The sequence below is a fragment of the Lysobacter antibioticus genome, assembly GCF_000731095.1.
In the GTDB taxonomy this organism is placed as follows: Bacteria; Pseudomonadota; Gammaproteobacteria; order Xanthomonadales; family Xanthomonadaceae; genus Lysobacter; species Lysobacter antibioticus_B.
In genome coordinates this window covers 17973-37991 of sequence record NZ_JMTZ01000032.1, presented here as the reverse complement: position 1 = coordinate 37991, position 20019 = coordinate 17973, and the positions used below count along the sequence as shown (strand labels likewise).

The 20019-nt window shown below is 69.6% G+C and carries 16 protein-coding genes; 10 read left to right on the top strand and 6 right to left on the bottom strand.

The features are described from left to right. The first annotated feature begins 25 nt into the window (after positions 1–25). The 3 genes from EX88_RS0111550 to EX88_RS0111540 are packed head-to-tail and all read left to right on the top strand — an operon-like array spanning position 26 to position 3542. Positions 26–1465 (top strand): sel1 repeat family protein, encoded by a 1440-nt coding sequence (locus EX88_RS0111550; protein ID WP_031372144.1) that lies wholly within the window; start codon positions 26–28, stop codon positions 1463–1465. Further along, positions 1465–2031, top strand: a complete 567-nt coding sequence (locus tag EX88_RS0111545; protein WP_031372143.1) for a PH domain-containing protein — start codon at positions 1465–1467, stop codon at positions 2029–2031. Before EX88_RS0111550 ends, EX88_RS0111545 begins: the two co-directional genes overlap by 1 nt. Further along, complete coding sequence (locus tag EX88_RS0111540; protein ID WP_031372142.1) at positions 2031–3542, top strand: PH domain-containing protein; 1512 nt, start codon at positions 2031–2033, stop codon at positions 3540–3542. Before EX88_RS0111545 ends, EX88_RS0111540 begins: the two co-directional genes overlap by 1 nt. A gap of 10 nt (positions 3543–3552) precedes the next feature. On the opposite strand, the gene EX88_RS0111535 is transcribed toward EX88_RS0111540, so the two are convergent. Beyond that, the gene (locus EX88_RS0111535) at positions 3553–4623 is read right to left on the bottom strand and encodes a CDP-glycerol glycerophosphotransferase family protein (RefSeq protein ID WP_031372141.1); all 1071 of its coding nucleotides are present in this window, start codon (positions 4621–4623) and stop codon (positions 3553–3555) included. Between the two features lie 167 nt (positions 4624–4790). Here EX88_RS0111535 and EX88_RS0111530 point away from each other — a divergent pair, with 167 nt between their 5' ends. Then, positions 4791–5615, top strand: coding sequence for a glycosyltransferase family 2 protein (locus EX88_RS0111530; RefSeq protein ID WP_031372140.1), 825 nt, complete (start codon positions 4791–4793; stop codon positions 5613–5615). A gap of 11 nt (positions 5616–5626) precedes the next feature. On the opposite strand, the gene EX88_RS0111525 is transcribed toward EX88_RS0111530, so the two are convergent. From EX88_RS0111525 to def, 5 genes are all read right to left on the bottom strand, one after another. After that, on the bottom strand, positions 5627–6907 hold the full coding sequence (locus EX88_RS0111525) for an O-antigen ligase family protein (protein WP_152566225.1): 1281 nt from the start codon (positions 6905–6907) through the stop codon (positions 5627–5629). Positions 6908–6910: 3 nt separating this feature from the next. Then, a complete protein-coding gene (locus tag EX88_RS0111520; protein ID WP_031372138.1) occupies positions 6911–8665 on the bottom strand; it encodes an ArnT family glycosyltransferase in 1755 nt (584 codons plus the stop codon). A 120-nt stretch (positions 8666–8785) separates the two neighbouring features. Beyond that, positions 8786–10099 carry a 16S rRNA (cytosine(967)-C(5))-methyltransferase RsmB gene (rsmB, locus tag EX88_RS0111515; protein ID WP_051885034.1) on the bottom strand — a complete coding sequence of 438 codons (1314 nt, stop codon included), beginning with the start codon at positions 10097–10099 and terminating at the stop codon, positions 8786–8788. 44 nt (positions 10100–10143) lie between these two features. Beyond that, positions 10144–11067: a methionyl-tRNA formyltransferase gene (fmt, locus tag EX88_RS0111510; protein WP_031372136.1), complete on the bottom strand. Its 924-nt coding sequence runs from the start codon at positions 11065–11067 to the stop codon at positions 10144–10146. A gap of 159 nt (positions 11068–11226) precedes the next feature. Then, positions 11227–11739, bottom strand: a complete 513-nt coding sequence (gene def / locus EX88_RS0111505; protein ID WP_031372135.1) for a peptide deformylase — start codon at positions 11737–11739, stop codon at positions 11227–11229. A 158-nt stretch (positions 11740–11897) separates the two neighbouring features. On the opposite strand from def, the gene EX88_RS0111500 reads away from it, so the two are divergent. The 6 genes from EX88_RS0111500 (at position 11898) to EX88_RS0111475 (ending at position 19842) form a co-directional block, all read left to right on the top strand. Beyond that, positions 11898–13049 (top strand): LysM peptidoglycan-binding domain-containing protein, encoded by a 1152-nt coding sequence (locus EX88_RS0111500; protein WP_031372134.1) that lies wholly within the window; start codon positions 11898–11900, stop codon positions 13047–13049. A gap of 101 nt (positions 13050–13150) precedes the next feature. Then, entirely contained in the window at positions 13151–14341 is a 1191-nt protein-coding gene (dprA, locus tag EX88_RS0111495; RefSeq protein ID WP_031372133.1) for a DNA-processing protein DprA, read from the top strand. A gap of 101 nt (positions 14342–14442) precedes the next feature. Continuing rightward, positions 14443–14931: a DUF494 family protein gene (locus EX88_RS0111490; RefSeq protein ID WP_031372132.1), complete on the top strand. Its 489-nt coding sequence runs from the start codon at positions 14443–14445 to the stop codon at positions 14929–14931. 261 nt (positions 14932–15192) lie between these two features. Next, positions 15193–15960, top strand: coding sequence for a pilin (locus EX88_RS27375; RefSeq protein ID WP_031372131.1), 768 nt, complete (start codon positions 15193–15195; stop codon positions 15958–15960). Between the two features lie 73 nt (positions 15961–16033). Continuing rightward, complete coding sequence (locus tag EX88_RS0111480; RefSeq protein WP_031372130.1) at positions 16034–17074, top strand: RDD family protein; 1041 nt, start codon at positions 16034–16036, stop codon at positions 17072–17074. A 239-nt stretch (positions 17075–17313) separates the two neighbouring features. Further along, a complete protein-coding gene (locus EX88_RS0111475; RefSeq protein ID WP_031372129.1) occupies positions 17314–19842 on the top strand; it encodes a DNA topoisomerase I in 2529 nt (842 codons plus the stop codon). Positions 19843–20019 lie beyond the last annotated feature (177 nt).

The window sequence follows — 20019 nt, the reverse complement described above, 5'->3', positions numbered from 1 at the left end:
TCCGTCGGCTCGACAAGGACGCCTCATGCGTTATGCGCTATTGCTGCTTGCCCTGCTGTGCGGCCCGGCCACGGCCGCCTCGCAGGGCGACGACCAGGCCGAGGTCAACGCCGTCGATGCGGCCTGGAACCGCTACACCCGGCTCGCCGCCAAGGACGACGGCGCGAGCGCCGAGCTGATCGCCGCATCGACCGCGCAGCATTACGCCTTCCTGCGCGACGTCGCCTTGTACGCCTCGACCGAACAAGTCCGCCGCCTGCCGCTCGCCGACCGCCTGACCGTGTACGGCCTGCGCGCGAAGTACGAAGCGCCGGCGCTGGCCGGATGGGACGGCCGCGCGACGTATCGCCATTGCGTACAGCACAAGCTTTGCCATGTGGTGATGCGCCACGCCGACGGCAACTTTCCGTCGCTGAGCCACGTCGCCATGATCGATGCCGATAGCGCGCTCGGCGAAGTGCAGCCGCCGACCGGCGAGCGCTACGTGTTCGGCCCCGAATTCGTGCGCGAAGGCGGGGGCTGGAAGACCCGTCCGGAACGCCAGACCGAAGAGCTGTCGAAGTTCATGACCGCGGTGGCCGCGCAATCGGGCGGCGAGACCGCGCTGTTGCAGCACCTGCTCGGCGATTTCCTCGGCGACGGCCAGGCGCCGTCGAACCTCAGCGCGCTGGAACTGGCGCCGCGCGACGACGCCGCGCAGCGCAATCGCCTCAACGAGCGTTGGCCGGATTACCAGGCCCACGTCGACACCCAGATCGCCGCGATCAAGCGCAAGGCCGATGCCGGCGAAGCGCTGGCGCAGTACTTGTACGGACGCCTGCTCTACACCGGGCTGGAGTCGCGCCGCATTGCCGCCGACCGCGACGCCGCCCTGGCGGTGCTCGAACGCGCCAGCGACAGCGGCCATGCCGAATCGGCGTTGGCGGTGGCGAACATCCTGCTGTCGACCAACGACCGCCTGTCGTTGAGCCCGCAAACCCTGCGCCGCGCCCTGCCGCATCTGCGCCGCAGCGCCGAAAGCGGCAACCCGCAGGCGATGATGGGCTACGCCGATTTCATCCGCGCCGGCGCCGCCGGCCTGGCCAGCGACTGCAGCCAAGCCATCGAATGGCTGCGCAAGGCCGAAGACGCCGGCATGGCGCAGGCACGCAACGACCGGGTCTGGATCCTGGCCACCTGCCCGATCGCGGGCCAGCGCGACGCCAAGCAATCGTTGGCCCTGAGCCAGCACATGATCGCCCGGCGCGAGCAACTGCGCGCCGCCGAACTCGACACCGTCGCCGCCGCGCTCGCCGCCAACGGCGACTTCGCCCAGGCGATCGCGTTCCAGACCGATGCCCTGGCCCGGCTCAAGGACGGCGAGCTCGACCCGAAGTCGCGCGAGCGCATGCAGGGCCGTCTCGCGCTGTATCGTCAGGGCCGCGACTACACCGAAACCGAACCGCTGTACGCCAAAGAACCCTGATGACGGATACGCCCGACCCCACCGCTGCCGAACCGACCTCCATCGAGCCGGGCCCGACCCCGCCCGCAGTCGCCGCGACGACGGCCGATACCGGCTCGACCGGCTGGCAGAAACTGCCCTCGCGTGCGGTGCTGTTGTGCACGATCGACGTCAGCCTGTCGCTGGCGGTCGTGTTCGCGATCGCCGGGGTGGTCCTCGGCGTGCTCACCGTCGGCTCCTGGGTCGGCATCGCCAGTGGCCTCAGCGGCGCCCTGCTCGGCGCCGGCATCGGCACCTGGATCGGCCTGCGCCGCTACCGCAATACCTTGTGGCGGCTCGACGCGCACGGCTTCGCGGTGCGCCGCGGCGTCGCCTGGCAACGCGAAACCCTGGTGCCGCTGACCCGGGTGCAGCACCTCGACCTCAAGCACGGCCCGTTGCAACGCTTGCGCGGCCTGGCGACCCTGGTCGTGCACACCGCCGGCACCCGCCACAACGCGGTCTCGATCGATCACCTCGACGCGCAGGACGCCGAGCGCCTGCGCGAGCGCCTCGGCCGCCAGCTCGACCACGACGAAGACGCCTGATGAGCGCGCCGGGTTCGACCGTATCGCCGGACGACGAAAGCACGCGGGCCGACCGCCGCCTGCATCCGATGTCGTGGTTGTTCGTGCTGATCCAGCAGCTCAAGCAATTCATCGTGCCGCTGGCCGCGCTGGTGTTCTTCGGTCGCGGCGACCGCAACGAGCTGTGGCCGCTGATCGGCGTCGGCGCGCTGGTGGTGGTGGCGCTGTGGCGTTATTTCACCTACCGCTACGGCATCGGCAGCAATGCCGTGGTGGTGCGAAGCGGTCTGTTCAACCGCAGCCTGCGGGTGATCCCGTTCGTGCGGATCCAGAATGTGGCCCTGCACCAGACCGTGTTGCACCGATTGTTCGGCGTCGCCGAAGTGCGCATGGAATCGGCCGGCAGCAAGGAGCCGGAAGCGCAGATGCGCGTGCTCAAGCTCGACGACGCGCTGGCGCTGGAAGCCCTGGTGCGCCGGCGCGGCGCGGCCGTCGCCGAAGGCCAGGCCGAGGACAGCGCCGACGTGCTGCTGCGGCTGCCGCCGGCCGAAGTGCTGCGCCTGGGCCTGGTCTCCAACGGCGGCCTGGTCCTGATCGGCGCCGCCCTGGCCGGCCTGTCGCAGTACACCCCCGATTTCAACGCGCGCGTTCCCGGACGCATCGGCAGCCAGGCGACGCGCTGGCTGTCCGGCCATGTCGAGGCCTATCACCTCGACGCGATCGGCGTGGCTCTGATCGCGATGGCCCTGATCGCGCTGATCGCCGGCCTGCTCAAGCTGCTGTCGATCGTGCTGGCGCTGCTGCGCTACTACGGCTTCGAACTCAGCGAACACGGCCGCCGCCTGACCGCCGAACGCGGCCTGCTCGGGCGCTGGCGCACCACCGTGCCGCGCCGGCGCATCCAGGCCTGGACGCTCGAGGAAGGCCTGATGCACCGCTTGCTCAAGCGCCGTGGCCTGAGCGTGGACACGGTCGGCGCCGAAGCCAACGAAGACGGCCGTTCGCTGAAGGAGCTCGCGCCGATCGCGACGCCGCAGGCTTGCGATGCCTTGATCGAACGCTTGCTGCCGCGCGCCGACTGGGATCGCCTGGAATGGCGCGCCCTGCCGGATGCGGCCTGGTGGCGGCTGTTTCTGCCCGACGTGCCGTGGACCTTGCTCGCGGTGTTCTCGCTGTATTGGCAGGTCGGCGCCTGGAGCGCACTCGCCCTGCTGTGGCTGCCGTGGGCGGCGTTCAAGGCGCAGCGGCGCACCCGACGCATCGGTTACGCGTTCGGCGAGGTCTTGATCGCGGTGCGCGAAGGCTGGTGGCGGCGTTCCTGGCGCTTCGCCGAACTCGACAAGCTGCAGGCCTTGCAGCTCACCCGTTCGCCGCTGGACCGCAGCTGCGGCACCGCGACCCTGTGGCTCGACACCGCCGGCGCCGGCGCCCTGGCGCCGCCGCTGCGGATCCGCTTCCTGCCCGAAGACGAGGCCCGGCAAATTTACGCCCGGCTCGCGGCGATCCTTTCGCAACGCCCGCTGCGCTGGTGAGGCGCAGCGCTCAGGCGCCGCGCCCCCAGTAACCCAGTTCGCGGCGGATCTGCAGGCCGCGCAGCAGCGACGACCACGGCTTGCGCTGCAGACGGCCGAGACGGCCGGCGAGCAGGTCCTCGGTCGCGGCGATCACGCGCTGCGAGGAGCGCCCGTCGCGATAGGGATGGATCGCATCGGCATAGGCGTCGATCGCCGCCTGCAACTCCGGGCTCGGCGCGAACGCCTGCTCGAGTTTCGCCGCCAGCGCCGCCGGATCGTCGAAATCGATCATGTGCGGCTTCGGCGCGCGGTTGCGGAAGGTCACCACCGGCTTGCGCTGGACGACGAACTCCGACACCACCGAGGTCGTGTCGGCGACCAGCACGTCGGCCGCGCGTTGCGCCGAGATCAGGTCTTCGGTCTCGACGAAGGTCGCGTTCGCGCCGGCCAGCGCGCGATAACGCTCGAACAGCTCCGGCGCGCACTTGGGATGCAGGGTCAACAGCCAATAGCGCTCGCCCGTGGCGATCTGCGCGGCGATCGCCTCCAGCAGGTGCGGCGCGGCGCTGAGGCGCTCGGTGAAGGTCGAGGCGAACAACACGGTCTGGCGGCGGCCGGCGAGACGGCGCCATTTCGCCGCGCCGCCGTCGTCGTCGCCGAACAAGGGATCGAGCTTGGGCCAGCCGGTCTCGACCACGGCGAAATGCCCGGCTTGCGCGGCCAGGGCGCGGAACGGCGCGGTCGTCGCCGGGCCTTGCGTGCAATACAGGTCGAACAGGCCGCGCACGCGGAAATGGCCGCGCGCGTCTTCGCGTTTCTCGACGTTGAAGCCATGGAACAACTGCACCTTGGCGCCGGCGACGAACGGCGGCACCCAGTTCGCGGCGCTGAACACCGCGCGCGGCTTCAGCGCGACCGCGGCGCGCAGGCCTTCGCGCCCGGGCGCGAGCATGCGCACCGGCGCCGGCAGCGTCGAAGCCGCGGCGCCGTCGGCGAACCAGGCGTAGGCGGTGTGCCCGGCCGCATGCAGCGCATCGGCCAGCGGCCGCAGGATCGGCAAGGCGTAACGCTCGGTCGCGAACAGCAGGTAATCGGACATGGCGGTGGAGTCGGGGCGGGGGGCGGGGCGAGAAGTGAGTTTAGAGGAGTGAGCAGTGAGTGAGAGCCCCAGCCGCCGCGGCTCCCGCTTTCACTCGCTCCTCACTCCTCCAAACTCGCTACTGGCTCTATGCTGTCGATCCAGCCGCCCGGACCGCCGCCATCGACATGCACTCGCCCGTCGCCGAACGACCGCGCCTGTCGGCCTGCATCATCGCGTTCAACGAAGCCGACCGTATCGGCGACTGCATCGCCTCGCTGGCGTTCTGCGACGAAATCGTCGTGGTCGATTCCTATTCCACCGACGCCACCGCGGCGATCGCGCAGGCCGCCGGCGCGCGCGTGCTGCAACGCGCCTTCGACGGTTTCCGCAGCCAGAAGCATTACGCGGTGGAACAGGCCGCGCACGACTGGGTGCTGTGCCTGGACGCCGACGAGCGCGTCGACGCGCGGCTGCGCGCTTCGATCGAGGCGGCGCGCGCGCGCGGTTTCGACGACGCCGCCGGCTACCGCTTCGCGCGCCTGTCGGAGTATTTCGGCAAGTTCCTGCGCCACGGCAACGCCTATCCGGACCGGGTCCTGCGCCTGTTCGACCGCCGCCGCGGCGGCTGGCGCGGCCAGCGCGAGATCCACGAAGCGGCCAGCGTCGACGGCGCCGTGGCGACGCTCGCCGGCGACCTGATCCACTACCCCTACCGCTCGCTCGAACAGCAACTCAGCAAGACCGAGCGCTATGCGCGGATGATGGCCGAGCACGAGCATGCGCGCGGCAAGCGCGCGAGCCTGAGCAAACTGGTGCTGGCGCCGGCATGGCGGTTCTGGCGCGGCTACGTGCTGCGCGCCGGCTTCCTCGACGGCTGGCACGGCCTGGTCTACGCCTATGTGCGCGCCAATTACGTACGCCAGAAGACCATCATGCTGTGGATGCTCGAACGCGGCCAAGCGCTGACCACGCCGCCGCGCCAGGACGACGACGGCACGCCGCGCGCCTGAGCGCGGCTCGCTTACGGTCCGCCGTCGTCGCTGCGCGCCTCGCGCAGGCTGAAGCCGTACAACAGGCCGACCGCCACCGCATAGAACGACGCGACCAGTTGGTGCGCGAACATCGACTGGGTCAGGCCGCTGGCGATGTAGACCAGCACCAGCACGAATCCGCCGAGCGCGCTGCTGCGCGAGCGCCCGGCCGGCAGCGCGCGCAACCGCCGGGCGAACAGCACCAGGGGCAATAGATACACCGCCAGGATCGCGAGCAGGCCCGGCAGGCCCATGGTCGCGGCCCACTCGGGCACGTCGCTGTGGGCATGGCTGAGCCGGCAGAAACCGACCCGTGCCGCCGGCGGACGGCATTCCGGCAAGGCGCTCACGGCGCGGCCGAAACTGCCGACGCCGATGCCGTCGAGCGGATGCTCGACGAAGGTCTGCCCGGCCAGGGACAACAGACTCAGGCGCGCGCCGAGCGAGGAGGCGCTGTCGCCCTCGCGGAGCCGGTGGACGTCCGAGCGCAGTTCCTCGATGCGGGTCTGCTCGGCCAGCGGGCCGATCCACAACGCCGCGACCGCGCCCAACGCCAAGGTCGCCAGCACCGCCCACGAGACCCGGCGCGCGCGGCCGCCGCTGACCAGCAAACCGATCAACAGCACGATCAACACGCCCGGCCAGGTGCCGCGGCTGCCGCTCAGGGCGACGGTCACCACGCCGAGCGCGCAGGCCGTGGTGGTCCACAGCAACTCGCCGGAAGGCCGGCAGAACACCGCCAGCACGATCAGGGCGATCACCGCTTCGGCGTAGACGATGGCGTTCGCGGTCCAGCCGGCGGCGCGGTCCATGCCGGTGCCGACCTGATAGACCGCCACCGCGAAGGCGCCGGCCAGGCCGACCAGGGCGCCGGCCCACAGCCAGCGCCGCGACGGCCGGTAGGCATAGGCCATCAGGGCGAAGAATGGCAGGGTCAGCAGGCGCAGGCGGTTGTCGGCCTCGCGCCAGCGCACGTCGTGGAGAAAGGTCGAAACCGCCACGATCACCGCCACCGCGACCGCCATCAGCAGCAGCGGGCGCAACGCGCCGCCGATCTCGCGGTAACCCTGGGCGATCCGGCCCGGCGCCATCAGGAACGCGGCCAGCGCCAGCGCGGTGAACGGCAGCAGCCCCCACGGCGTGGAGATCAACAGCGCCGGCAGGCAGAACAGGGCGATCTCGAACGTGCGGCGGGCCAGGGCCAAGCGGCGCGGTTCGCCCGCGAGGGCCTCGGGGCGGAAAGAAACGTCGGGTACTTGCGGTTGGGGCACGGATCAGTCCGTATCGTCTTCATGTGGCCGCAGCGGCGGTGCGGCGGGACAGGTTTCGCGCGCAGCGTACGGCACCAGCCACCAGATGCGGCGATTGGAGCGTCCGCCTATTTCGGCGCGGTTGCGGTCCACGCAGGCCGGCAGCGCCGGATCCTGCACCAACAACCAGCGCGTCCGCGGCGCCTGGGCTTGCCAGGCCAGGCCTTGTTTCAATTGTTCCGGCCACCGCATCTTGAAGCCGAAGGTCGTGGTGCGCGACTGCGCCTGCAACAGATTCTGCTCTTTCCAGGCGACCAGGCCGAGCTCGGCCTCGGGGCCGATGCGCGCGGCGACCTTGCTCATCACCCCGCGCGCCGACGAGGAATCGTTGAGCACCGGCGCGACCAGCACGCCGTTCAATACCCACAGCCCGCACAGGGTCGCGGCCATGCCGAGGATGGGCCGGCGCGGCCCGGCCCACAGCAGGGCGGCCAGGCCCCAGCAAGCGATCGCCAACACACCCGCGGCGAGTCCGCGCGCGCCGTCGGTGAAATCGCGCTCGGCGATCAGCTTGCGCTCGAAACCCGGGTTGCCGAACCACATCGACAAGCCCACGCCGAGCAAGGCCAGGACGATCAGCGCGGCGAAGGCGAAGCCGATCCGGCGCGGCCAGGCCCGGCGCAGGATGCCCGGCAACAGCGGCGCGAACATCAGGCAGGCCATCGGCAACGCCGGCAGGATGTAGACGTCGCGTTTGCCCTGCGGGATCGAGAAGAACACGATCACCAGCAGCCACCAGACCAGCGGCAGCACATAGCGTGGATCGAGCCGGGCCAGGCGCCGGCGCCACGCCGGCAACGCCCAGGGCAAGGCGAACATCAACGGCAGCCACATCGAGAACATCACCCCGAAGTGATACCCGACCGGTTTGTGGTGGTCCCAGGATCTGGAGTAGCGCACCGCGGTCTGGCGCAGCAGCAAGTCGTCGAGATAACCGCGGTAGGCGGGATCGGGATGGGTCAAGACCACCGCCGCCATCGGCGCGATCCACAACGCGACCGCGAACGCGAACGCGAGCGGCCCGAGCCAGAAGTAGCCGCGGCCGATGCCGGCGCGCACCGGCATCTCGACCCAGGCCAGGGCGCGATGCGCCGCACCGCCCGGCGCCAGCGCGGCACGCAACGGCCGCAGCGCCGCCGCGAGCGCCAGCGGCGCCAGCATCAACAGGGCGAGCGCGCCGACGCCCTTGGTGATGGTGCCCATGCCGGCGGCGAACCACCCCAGCACCCACCAGCGCCAGGACGGGCCGGTCAGCAGATGCCGCAACAGACCGTAGTTGGCCAAGGTGATCCAGAACACCACCAGCGGATCGATCTGCGCCTTCTTCGACTGATAGACGAAGTGCACGGTCAGCAGCAGCGCCCAGCCGGCGTAATAACCGACCCGCGGCGTCCACAGGCGCCGGCCGAGATCGACCACGCACCACAAGGTGCCCAGCGCGGCGAGCAGCGAAGGCAGCAGGAAGGCGACGCGCCACTGGCCGGTGGCCAGATAGGCCAGCGCCTGCATCCACATGAAAAACGGCGGCTTGTCCGAATACAACTCGCCGCCGCGATGCGGGAACAGCCATTGGCCGCTCTCGACCATCTGCATGGCGACCAGGGCGAAACGCGGTTCGTCGGCGGGCCAGGGATCGCGCAGGCCCAGACCGGCCCCAAGCACCAGCCAGGCGACTATCCAGAACAACCAGGCAGGGTGGGAACGGGCGCTTTTGAACATGCGCGGGCCTTTGAACGTGCGCAGATCATAAGCGGCGGCCCGCATCGGGTGGAAAGGCCGGCCCTTGAATCTGGGCCTGCGCTCACCCTTGCCCTCACTCTTGCGCCCTCACTCTTGGGCTCAAGCCTCGCGGCGCAGACGGGCGTAGAAGAAGCCGTCGCCGCCGCCCTCGCCCGGCAGCCGCTGGCGGCCGACCTCGCGGTCGTGGCCGAACTGCGCCGGCAAGGCCTCGGCGCGCGCATCGGCGGTGCGCGCCAGGAACTCGCGCACTTGGCGCTCGTTCTCTTCGGTCAGGATCGAGCAGGTCGCATACAACAGCACGCCGCCCGGGGCGACGGTCTGCCAAAGCGCATCGAGCAGGCGCGCCTGCAGCAGCATCAAGGCGGCGATGTCGGATTCGCGCCGGTGCAGGACCACGTCGGGCTGGCGGCGGACGATGCCGGTCGCCGAACACGGCGCATCCAGCAGCACCGCATCGAAGGGCGTGCCGTCCCACCAGGCCTGCAGGTCGGCGGCGTCGGCCACGCGCAGTTCGGCGCGCTCGGCCAGGCCCAGACGGACCAGGCCGCTGCGCACCCGTTGCAGGCGCGCCGCATCGACGTCGAGCGCGGTCAGGCGCAGGGCTGCGTCGCGTTCGAGCAGATGCGCGCTCTTGCCGCCGGGCGCGGCACAGGCATCGAGCACGCGCGTACCGGGTGCGGCCGCGATCGCATCGGCGACCAATTGCGCGGAAGCATCCTGGATCGACACCGCGCCGTCGGCGAACCCGGGCAGCGAGGCGATCGCCGCCGAGCCTTGCAGACGCAGCGCATCGGGCAGTCCGTCGACCACCTCGGCTTCGATACCGGCCTCGACGAGCCGTTCGCGATAAGCCTCGCGGGTGCCGCGGCGCGCATTGACGCGCAACCACATCGACGCCGGCACCGCGCTTTCGGCCAGGATCGCGTCGTAGTGTTCGGGCCAGTCGCGGCGCAGACGCCCGCGCAACCAACTCGGCCAGTGCGAATGCCTGGGGTCGACCGCCGGCAGGCCTTCGCGCTGGGCGCGACGCAGCAGCGCATTGACCATGCCGGCCTGGTGCGGATAGCCGAGGCCGCGCGCGGCCTCGACGGTGGAATCGAGTGCGGCGTGCGCCGGCAGTTGCAACGGATCGAGCTGGGCCAGGCCGACGTACAGCAGCGCGCGCAATTCACCGTCGCGACGGGTCAGCGGCCGCGCCATCCAGGCGGCGAGCGCGCCCTCGTAGCGCAGCGGCTGGCGCAACACGGCGAAGCAGATCGCCTCGACCAGGGCGCGGTCGCGCGGGTCGGGCAAGCCCGGCAGCGCAGTCGCGAGCTCGGCCTTGAGCGAACGCCCGCGGTGCATCACCGCGTCGAGCACGCGCGCGGCGATCGCGCGCGGCCGGCTGCCGCCGTGCAGGCTGGCGTTGTGCATGCCGCCATGCGGGCCGTCGGAACCGGTGCGCCGGTCGGACATGCTCAGCGGGCGACGGCGAGGTCGCGCCGGCCGTTCAAATAATCCGCGGCGGTGATCGCCTTGCCGCCGTCGCGTTGCAGCACGCGGATGCGCAAGGCGCCTTCGCCGCAAGCGATGTCGATGCCCTCGCGCCCGGCCAGCAAGACCGTGCCGGGCTCGGCGTCATGCGCCAACGGCAGCGCGATCGCGCCGTGCACGCGCACGCGTTCGCCGGCGATCGTCGCATCGGCCATCGGCCAGGGATTGAAGGCGCGCACCTTGTTCGCCAAGGCCGGCGCCGGCTGCGCCCAATCCAGGCGCGCCTCGGCCTTGTCGAGCTTGTGCGCATAGCTCACGCCTTGTTGCGGCTGCGGCTGCGCGACCGGGCGCATGCCGGCGCGCAACAGGCCCAGACCGTCGGCCAGCACCTGCGCGCCGAGCGCGGCCAGGCGATCGTGCAACTGCCCGCCGGTCTCGGCCTCGCCGATCGCCAGCGATTGCGACAGCAGCACCGGGCCGGTGTCCAGGCCCTTTTCCATCTGCATCAGGCACACGCCGCTGTCGCGGTCGCCGGCCTCGATCGCGCGCTGGATCGGCGCGGCGCCGCGCCAGCGCGGCAACAACGAGGCATGCACGTTCCAGCAACCGTAGGTCGGGATGTCGAGCACCGACTGCGGCAGGATCAGGCCGTAGGCCACCACCACCATCAGGTCGGGCTGCAGTTCGCGCAGCGCCTCGCGCGCAGCGGCGTTCTTGAAATTCTCGGGCTGCATCACCGGCAGGCCGCGCAACAAGGCTTCGCGCTTGACCGGCGACAGCGCCAGCTCGCGTCCGCGCCCGGCAGGACGATCGGGCTGGGTGTAGACGGCGACGACCTCGTTGCGCTGCGCGGCGGCGCGCAGGCTCGGTACGGCGAAGTCGGGGGTACCGGCGAATACGATGCGCATAGGTTCGGGAATGAGATCGAGTGGGGGCGTCGGCGCGCATCATCGCGCCTGGACCAACGCTGCAAGCACAAGCCTACAGAAACGAACAACGGGAGCCGGAAACCCGCGCGCGCCACACGGCGCCGCGCCGATTCCCCGCTCCCGTCGCGAGAGCCGGCCTCAGGCCGACTGGCGGCGCTGCTTGGCGAGCTTCTTGCGCACCATCTCGCGCTTGAGCGGCGAGAGGTAGTCGACGAACAGCTTGCCGTCGAGGTGATCCATCTCGTGCTGGATGCAGACCGCGAGCAGGCCGTCGGTGCTGAGTTCGAACACCGCGCCGTCGCGGCCGATCGCCTTGACGGTGATCTCGTTGGCGCGGGTCACGTCGGCGAAGATGCCGGGCACCGACAGGCAGCCTTCCTGGTAGACCTGCTCGCCGGATTTGGCGACGATCTCCGGGTTGACGAACACCAGCGGCTGATTCTTTTCTTCCGATACGTCGATGACCATGAAGCGCTGGTGCACGTCGACCTGGCTCGCGGCCAGGCCGATGCCGGGGCATTCGTACATGGTCTCGAACATGTCGTCGAGCAGCTTCTGGAACTGCGGCGAGGTCACGTGCGCGGCTTCGACCGGCACGGCCTTCGTCCGCAGACGGGGATCGGGGAATTCGAGGATTGGGAGCAGGGGCATGGCGTCGAAAATGGGGGCGTGGGTCACATACGCAAGCTTTGGTTGCATTGTAACCCCGTTATAGGCTGCAAAGGCCTGCTAACGTTCGCACCTTCTGGGCTATAGTCCGGGTGCCCGCAGAGGGCAAACCTGGAAGGGGAATCAGGTAGATGGCCGCCATGTTTAAACCGATCCGCGCGGTTCTCGCCGCCGCGTTGCTGACTGTTGCCACGTACGCCATTGCGGCGGAACTGCGTGGCGACCACCCCGACACCTACGTGGTGAAACGGGGCGACACCCTGTGGGACATCTCGGCTCGCTTCCTGAAGCGGCCGTGGCTGTGGCCGGAAATCTGGCAGGCCAACCCGCAGATCAAGAACCCGCACCTGATCTATCCGGGCGACGTGATCTCGCTGGCCTACCTCGACCGCGTCGCGGCCCAGGTCAAGCCGGGTCCGCGCCAGGAGGCCCCGATCAGCGGCATCCCGCTGTCGGACATCGAGCCGTTCCTGAAGAACCTTCGGGTCGTCGACGAGTTCGAGCAGATGCCCTACGTGGTCGGTCTTGAAGAAGACCGCCTGCGCGTCACCCAGGGCCAGGTCGCCTACATCAAGAACCTGCCGAACCAGACCCCGGGCACGCGTTACGCCGTGGTCCGCCCGACCCAGCGCTATACCCGCCTGGATCGCGTGGCCTGCTGCGACATCATGCGCGCCGCCGACCTGGACTTCCGCGGTCGCCGCACGGTCGACTTCGAGGCCATCTGGACCGACGTGGTCGTGCCGGACAAGGGCCGCGAGCTGCTCGGCTACGAGCTGATGCAGGTCTCGACCGGCACCGTCAGCCGCGGCGCCGAGAACGGGATGGAGGCCAGCACCCTGGTCATCGACGACACCGGCCGCGAGATCCGCGTCGGCGACCGTCTGATCCCGGTCGAAGCCCAGCCTTACGACCTGCAGTTCTTCCCGCACCCGCCCAAGGCCCAGTTCGACTACGGTCGCGCCCAGGTCCTGGCCGTGGCCGACCTGGTCAAGCACGGCGGCCCGCGCGACGTGATCGCCCTGTCGGTCGGTGCCCGCGACGGCGTCGACAACGGCACGGTGTTCTCGACCTGGCGGGTCGGCACCCGCGCCGTCGACCGGGTCAAGGTCGGTCCGGACCGCGATCCGACCCTGGTCGGCAAGGCCTCGCGCGTGCGCCTGCCGGACGAGTTCTCCGGTCACGTGATGGTCTTCCGCACCTTCGACAAGGTCAGCTACGGCCTGATCATGGACGGCGTGCGCCAGACCAAGGTCGGCTACGAGCTCAAGCATCCCGACTCGGCCTATTGATCGGTTTGTTTAATCACTGAGGAAAGGCCTGCGGGCTTTTCCTACAGCGATCCACGACGGCGCCTTCGGGCGCCGTCGTCGTTTGCAGGCTAGGCTGGTGCATGCCTTCGCCCCAGATCCAGTTGTCCGACGACGACCTCCACGCCCTGTTGACCCTCATCGCCGCAGGCGGCGCCAGCGCCTCCCGGCGGCAACTGCTCGAGCTCCACCCCAGTCCGGCTGCCGCCCTGGCGGCGGGGACCGGCCAGTGGCAGGCCGCCGGGCTCACCCCCAAACAGATCGACGCCCTGCGCGCCCCGGACGAGGAAGCCCTGACGCGGGCGCTCGACTGGCTGCACGCCCCGCGCCATCACCTGGTCGGCTGGCACGACCCCGACTACCCCGGCCTGCTGCGGCGCGCGCCGAATCCGCCGCTGGCGCTGTTCGTCGCCGGCGAACCCGCCCTGCTCTGGCATCCGGCCGTGGCCGTGGTCGGCAGCCGCTCGCCGACTCCGGCCGGGCGCGACAACGCCACCGACTTCGCCCGCGCCCTGGCGCGCTCGGGGCTCGCAGTCGCCAGCGGCCTGGCGGCCGGGGTCGACACCGCCGCCCACCGCGCCGCACTCGACGCCGGCGGGGTCACCCTGGCCGTGCTCGGCACCGGCCCCGACATCGCCTATCCGCGCAACAACGCCGACCTGCATGCGCGCATCGCCGCCGAAGGCGCGTTGATCAGCGAGCACCTGCCGGGCACCCAGGCCAAGCCCGAACACTTCCCGAGCCGCAACCGCATCCTCGCCGGGCTCAGCCTCGGCACCCTGGTGATCGAGGCGGCCGAACGCTCCGGCGCCCTGATCACCGCGCGCCTGGCCAGCGAATGCGGGCGCGACGTGTTCGCCGTGCCCGGATCGATCCACAACCCGCTCGCGCGCGGCTGCCATCGCCTAATCCGCGAGGGCGCCGGCCTGGTCGAGAGCGCGGGTGAAGTCGCCGCCGCCCTGGCCCCGCTCGCGGCCGAGTTGGCCGACGACTTGCGCCGTCGCCTGGGCATCCCCATCTCTGCCAGCCACGCGGCCGTCATGGAGGGCGATCACGATGGCGACGACCCGGCTTACGGAGTTAACGGCCGCCCGGATTTCGCAGATCCCGACTACCAGTCCTTGTGGGACGCCCTGGGCCACGACCCAACCGGTATGGATCAACTCGTCGAACGGACTGGATTGACGACCGCGGAACTGTCCTCCATGCTGCTGGTCATGGAGCTTGAGGGTCGCGTCGCGGCGCAGCACGGCCGTTACTTCCGCAACCGCTGAACCACGCCATCGCCGAGCGGTCCGACTGAGGCAAGTCGGCCGTCCGACGGTCAATCAGCAACTCCTACTCACCGCGCCGCATGCGGCGCAGGCCGAGGGAAATGAAAGAGAGCATCCTGGACGTCCTGCTGTACCTTTTCGAGCATTACTTCACCGACGATGCGGACCTTGTCCGCGACCGCGATTCGCTCCGCAGCGGCCCTTTGTTCGACGAATTGGGCCAGGCCGGGTTCAGCCCCGCCGAAATCAACAAAGCCTTCGAGTGGCTCGATGCGCTGGCCTTGCAGCGGCCGGCCGTCAGCCCGCCGCGCACCGGCGGTCCGACCCGGGTCTATTTCGGTCCCGAACTCGACAAGCTCGACGTCGAATGCCGCGGCTTCCTGCTGTTCCTGGAACAGCACGGCATCCTCGACGCCGGCCAGCGCGAGCTCGTGCTCGACCGCGCCATGGCGCTGGACCAGGACGAACTCGACCTGGACGACCTGAAATGGGTCGTGCTGATGGTTCTGTTCAACCAGCCCGGCTCCGAGGCGGCCTACGCCTGGATGGAAACCCAGATGTTCGCCGACGAACCCGAGCCGGTGCACTGACACCGGCATCGCGTCGCCGCACCGGCGACGCCCCCAAGCCGCGGCCCTGCTGCGGCGCGAGCCGGCATCGCCGCTCGCGACTCCCGATCGCTATCGCCGATCGCCAGGCCGATAAGCCGGCCGGCATGCTAGTTTCTTGCGTCCACCGCGCGCCTGGGGCGGCCGCGGGGGCATAGCCATGTCCGGCCGACGGCACCCTTGCGGAGCCCGACTGCGCCGGCGGCTCACTCACAAGGACGATCGCGAGATCAGGGGGACAGCATGACCAATTGGTATTACCACGACGCAGCCCAGGGCCGTGTCGGTCCGATCGACGCCGACGCCGTGCGCGGCCACTACCGCGAGGGCCGCATCCATCGCGACACCTTGCTGTGGCGCGAAGGCCTGCGCGAATGGCAGCCGCTCGAGCGCCTGTCGGGCGAACTCGGCCTGGACGATGACCTGCTGTCTTCGGCGCCGCGTCCGGTAGCGCCGCCGCCATTACCGCCGCAGACCCCGACCGCGTCGGGTCCGCCGCCGTACTCCACGCGCTCGGCACACTCGGCCAACCCGGCCGACGCCGCCGCCGCGCACTTCAACCAGCGCCAGGCGCCGCCGCCGCGGCGCGGCCTGTCGGGCTGCGCGATCGTCGCGATCGTGCTGGCCGTGGTCGCGATCCCGATGGTCGGCATCCTCGCCGCGATCGCCTTGCCGGCGTATCAGGACTACACGGTGCGGGCCAAGGTCACCGAAGCCATCAACGGCTCGGGCCAGTACAAGCTCCAGGTCGCCGAGTACGTGGCCGCCAACGAGGAATGCCCGGGCAACGACAGCAAGGGTTTCCAGCCCGCGGTCGCTTACGCCGGCCCGCGCGTGGCTTCGGTCAAGTTCGGCGAACTCGAGGGCTGCGGCATCGAAATCGAGCTACGCGGCATCGGCAGCAAGGCCGACGGCCAGAAGATCTGGCTGGAACTCGACCCCTCCAGCGGCGAGTGGACCTGCAGCTCGGAGATCGAAGACCGCCTGCTGCCGCAGAGCTGCCGCGGCTGAAGCACCCGGGCGGCGATGCCGGCATCGCCGCCCGACCCAGTAGAACCGCCCCTAGACAGGACCAAGATTCGCGATGAGCCAGTGGTACTACAGCGACAACGAGCGCAACCAGCACGGGCCGCTCGACGGCGCCGACATGGCCGCACGTCACCGCAGCGGCGAGCTGGGCCCCGACACCCTGGTCTGGCGCGACGGCTTGGCGCAGTGGCGTCCCTGGCGCGAACTCGCCCATGAACTGGTCGCCGAGCCCGGCTTCGCGGCCGAGCCCGAGCGGCCGCAGCAAGCCCAACCCGGCGCAGCGGCGGTTACAGCCGACAGCCCAGTCGCCGATCCCCAGGCCCACGCCGCGGCCAGCGTGAGCGCCGCGCCGGCGACGGCCGCGACCGCCCCTGCGGCGCCTGCCGCACCGGCCTACGACGGCAGCGGCGCAGCGGCCGAATCCGATTCGCCCTATGCCGCGCCGCGCGCCGGCGTCGCCGACGACACCACCGTCGTCCACGGCTTCGAGGTCGTCCATGTCGGCTTCTGGAAGCGCCTGGCCGCCTACATGATCGACTCGCTGCTGGTCGGCATCGCCTACTACGCGGTCAGCATGGTCCTGACCGTCGGTTTGATCGGGTTCGGCATGTCGTCGGCCTCGGGGCTGTCCTCGGCGACCTGGCTGGAGAACCCCGGCGTCGCCATCGCGGTGCTGATGGGCGTGGTCTACACCTGCATCGGCCTGATCAGCGCGGCCTATTACGTCGGCTTCGAGTCCTCGTCGATGCAGGCCACGCTCGGCAAGCTCGCGGTCGGGATCAAGGTCGTCGATGCCGAAGGCCGCCGCCTGACCCGGATGCGCGCGCTCGGCCGCTGGGCGTCGAGCCTGCTGTCCTACCTGAGCCTGTGCGTCGGCTTCCTGATGATCGCCTTCACCGACCGCAAGCGCGGCCTGCACGACATCCTGGCCAAGACCCAGGTGGTCGATCGCTGGGCCTACACCGGGCGTCCGGAGATGCAGCGCCGCGATCTGGGGCCGGTCGCGATCGTGGTGCTCGTACTGGGCGGCCTGCTATGGCTACTCTATGTCGGCGTCGTGCTCGCGATGGCGTTGCTACCGATGTTCGGGAACTGAGCCGCAACGCTCTGTAAGCTGAACAGGCTGTACGCCATCACGCCCTCTTCAAGTGTTTCAGTGCCAATTTATTGGCGTTTCCGGCAGGCCGCGCTTGACAGCTGCGGCCGGCTCATGATTCCACTAGAAAAAGGAAACCTGAACGCCCGCAGCCGAACGCTGCGGGCGTCGCCTTCTTAACCCCTGCCTCACGAGGCACCGCTGCCGTGCAGCGCCCGCACCGGGCCTGCGGAGTACCCATGGCCAAGAACCTCCTCATCGTCGAGTCGCCCGCCAAGGCCAAGACGATCAACAAGTACCTCGGCAAGGACTTCACCGTCCTGGCCTCCTACGGCCATGTCCGCGACCTGGTGCCCAAAGAGGGCGCGGTCGATCCCGACAACCACTTCGCGATGGACTACGCCGTCATCGAGAAGAACGAGAAACACGTAGACGCGATCGCCAAGGCCGCCAAGAGCGCCGACAACCTGTTCCTGGCGACCGACCCGGATCGCGAGGGCGAGGCGATCAGCTGGCACATCGGCGAGATCCTGCGCGAGCGCGGCCTGCTCGAAGGCAAGCCGCTGCAGCGCGTGGTGTTCACCGAAATCACTCCGCGCGCGATCAAGGAGGCGATGAGCCACCCGCGCGCCATCGCCAGCGACCTGGTCGATGCGCAGCAGGCGCGTCGCGCGCTCGACTATCTGGTCGGCTTCAACCTCTCGCCGGTGCTGTGGCGTAAGGTCCAGCGCGGGCTGTCGGCCGGCCGCGTGCAATCGCCGGCGCTGCGCATGATCGTCGAGCGCGAGGAAGAGATCGAAGCCTTCGTCGCCCGCGAGTACTGGAGCATCGAGGCCGAGTGCGCGCATCCGCAGCAGTCGTTCACCGCCAAGCTCAATAAATTCGACGGCAAGAAGTTCGAGCAGTTCACCATCACCGATGGCGAAACCGCCGAAAGCGCGCGTAAGCGGATCGTCGCCGCCGCCAACGGCGCCCTGCACGTCACCGACGTCACCAGCAAGGAACGCAAGCGCCGCCCGGCCGCGCCGTTCACCACCTCGACCCTGCAGCAGGAAGCCTCGCGCAAGCTCGGCTTCACCACCTCGCGCACCATGCGCGTGGCGCAGAAGCTGTACGAGGGCATGGCGCTCGGCGACGAGGGCACGGTCGGCCTGATCAGCTACATGCGTACCGACTCGGTCAGCCTGTCGCAGGAGGCCGTCGCCGAGATCCGCGACGTGATCGCCCGCGACTTCGGCACCAAGGCCCTGCCGGACAAGCCGAACACCTACCAGACCAAGTCCAAGAACGCGCAGGAAGCGCACGAAGCGATCCGCCCGACCTCGGCGCTGCGCACGCCATCGCAGGTCTCGCGCTTCCTCGACGACGACGGCCGCCGCCTGTACGAACTGATCTGGAAGCGCGCCGTGGCCTCGCAGATGGTACCGGCCACGCTCAACACGGTCAGCGTCGATCTCGCCGCCGGCTCCGAGCACAGCTTCCGCGCCTCCGGCACGACCGTGATCGATCCGGGCTTCCTCGCCGTGTACGAGGAAGGCAAGGACGCCAAGGCCGCCGAGGACGAGGACGAAGGCCGCAAGCTGCCGCTGATGAAGACCGGCGACCGCATCCCGCTCGACCGCATCCACGCCGACCAGCACTTCACCGAGCCGCCGCCGCGCTTCTCGGAAGCCTCGCTGGTCAAGACGCTCGAGGAATACGGCATCGGCCGCCCCTCGACCTACGCCTCGATCATCCAGACCCTGCTGTTCCGCAAGTACGTCGAACTCGACAGCCGCCGCTTCCGTCCGACCGACGTCGGCCGCGCGGTGTCGAAGTTCCTGTCCGGCCACTTCACTCAGTACGTCGACTACGACTTCACCGCCAAGCTCGAGGACGAGCTCGATGCGGTGTCGCGCGGCGAGGAAGAGTGGGTGCCGTTGATGGAGCGCTTCTGGGGGCCGTTCAAGAAGCTCGTCGAAGAGAAGAAGGAATCGGTCGACCGCAGCGAAGCCACCGGCGCGCGCGAACTCGGCACCGACCCCAAGAGCGGCAAACCGGTCAGCGTGCGCCTGGGCCGTTACGGGCCGTACGCGCAGATCGGCACCGCCGAGGACGAGGACAAGCCGACCTTCGCGTCCCTGCGTCCCGGCCAGAGCATGCACACGATCTCGCTGGAGGAATCGCTCGAACTGTTCAAGCTGCCGCGCAAGCTCGGCCTGGACAAGGACGAGGAAGTCAGCGTCGGCGTCGGCCGCTTCGGCCCCTTCGCCAAGCGCGGCAGCGTGTACGCCTCGCTGAAGAAGGAAGACGACCCCTACACGATCGACCTGGCGCGCGCGGTGTTCCTGATCGAAGAGAAGGAAGAGATCGCCCGCAACCGCATCATCAAGGAGTTCGAGGGCAGCGACATCCAGGTCCTCAACGGCCGCTTCGGCCCCTACATCAGCGACGGCAAGCTCAACGGCCGCATCCCGAAGGATCGCGAGCCGGCCTCGCTGACCCTGGAGGAAGTGGTCAAGCTGATGGAAGAAACCGGCAAGCCGATGCGCGGCCGCTTCGGCAAGAAGGGCGCGGCGAAGAAGGAACCGGCCAAGAAGGCGGCCAAGAAGACCGCCGCGGCCAAGAAAGCGGTCGCCGAGAAGGCGCCGGCCGAGAAAGCCGTGAAGAAGGCCGCGACCAAGAAAGCGCCGGCCAAGAAAGCGGCGAAGAAAGCCGTCAAGAAGGTCGCCAAGAAGACCGCGACCAAGAAGGCGGCCAAGAAAGTCGTGAAGAAAGCGGTCGCCTGAGGCGACCGCACGGCGTGACGGAAAGCTCGCTTTCGGGCTTTCCGCCGCCGTTCCATGCGCCGGCGTCTCCTCGCATGGCGACCGCACGCACAGATTCGCGCCGAAGCGCCGTCTAGGATCGTGCGCATTCAAGACGCGATCGAAATCGCGCTGATCGATGGACGACCGAAGTTGTTG

Coding starts and splice junctions, on each gene's coding strand:
- EX88_RS0111500 (WP_031372134.1), top strand. CDS start 11,898: ATGTTTAAACCGATCCGCGCGGTTCTCGCCGCCGCGTTGCTGACTGTT.
- EX88_RS0111550 (WP_031372144.1), top strand. CDS start 26: ATGCGTTATGCGCTATTGCTGCTTGCCCTGCTGTGCGGCCCGGCCACG.
- def (WP_031372135.1), bottom strand. CDS start 11,739: ATGCCCCTGCTCCCAATCCTCGAATTCCCCGATCCCCGTCTGCGGACG.
- EX88_RS0111530 (WP_031372140.1), top strand. CDS start 4,791: ATGCACTCGCCCGTCGCCGAACGACCGCGCCTGTCGGCCTGCATCATC.
- fmt (WP_031372136.1), bottom strand. CDS start 11,067: ATGCGCATCGTATTCGCCGGTACCCCCGACTTCGCCGTACCGAGCCTG.
- dprA (WP_031372133.1), top strand. CDS start 13,151: ATGCCTTCGCCCCAGATCCAGTTGTCCGACGACGACCTCCACGCCCTG.
- EX88_RS0111475 (WP_031372129.1), top strand. CDS start 17,314: ATGGCCAAGAACCTCCTCATCGTCGAGTCGCCCGCCAAGGCCAAGACG.
- rsmB (WP_051885034.1), bottom strand. CDS start 10,099: ATGCACAACGCCAGCCTGCACGGCGGCAGCCGGCCGCGCGCGATCGCC.
- EX88_RS0111480 (WP_031372130.1), top strand. CDS start 16,034: ATGAGCCAGTGGTACTACAGCGACAACGAGCGCAACCAGCACGGGCCG.
- EX88_RS0111535 (WP_031372141.1), bottom strand. CDS start 4,623: ATGTCCGATTACCTGCTGTTCGCGACCGAGCGTTACGCCTTGCCGATC.
- EX88_RS27375 (WP_031372131.1), top strand. CDS start 15,193: ATGACCAATTGGTATTACCACGACGCAGCCCAGGGCCGTGTCGGTCCG.
- EX88_RS0111545 (WP_031372143.1), top strand. CDS start 1,465: ATGACGGATACGCCCGACCCCACCGCTGCCGAACCGACCTCCATCGAG.
- EX88_RS0111490 (WP_031372132.1), top strand. CDS start 14,443: ATGAAAGAGAGCATCCTGGACGTCCTGCTGTACCTTTTCGAGCATTAC.
- EX88_RS0111520 (WP_031372138.1), bottom strand. CDS start 8,665: ATGTTCAAAAGCGCCCGTTCCCACCCTGCCTGGTTGTTCTGGATAGTC.
- EX88_RS0111540 (WP_031372142.1), top strand. CDS start 2,031: ATGAGCGCGCCGGGTTCGACCGTATCGCCGGACGACGAAAGCACGCGG.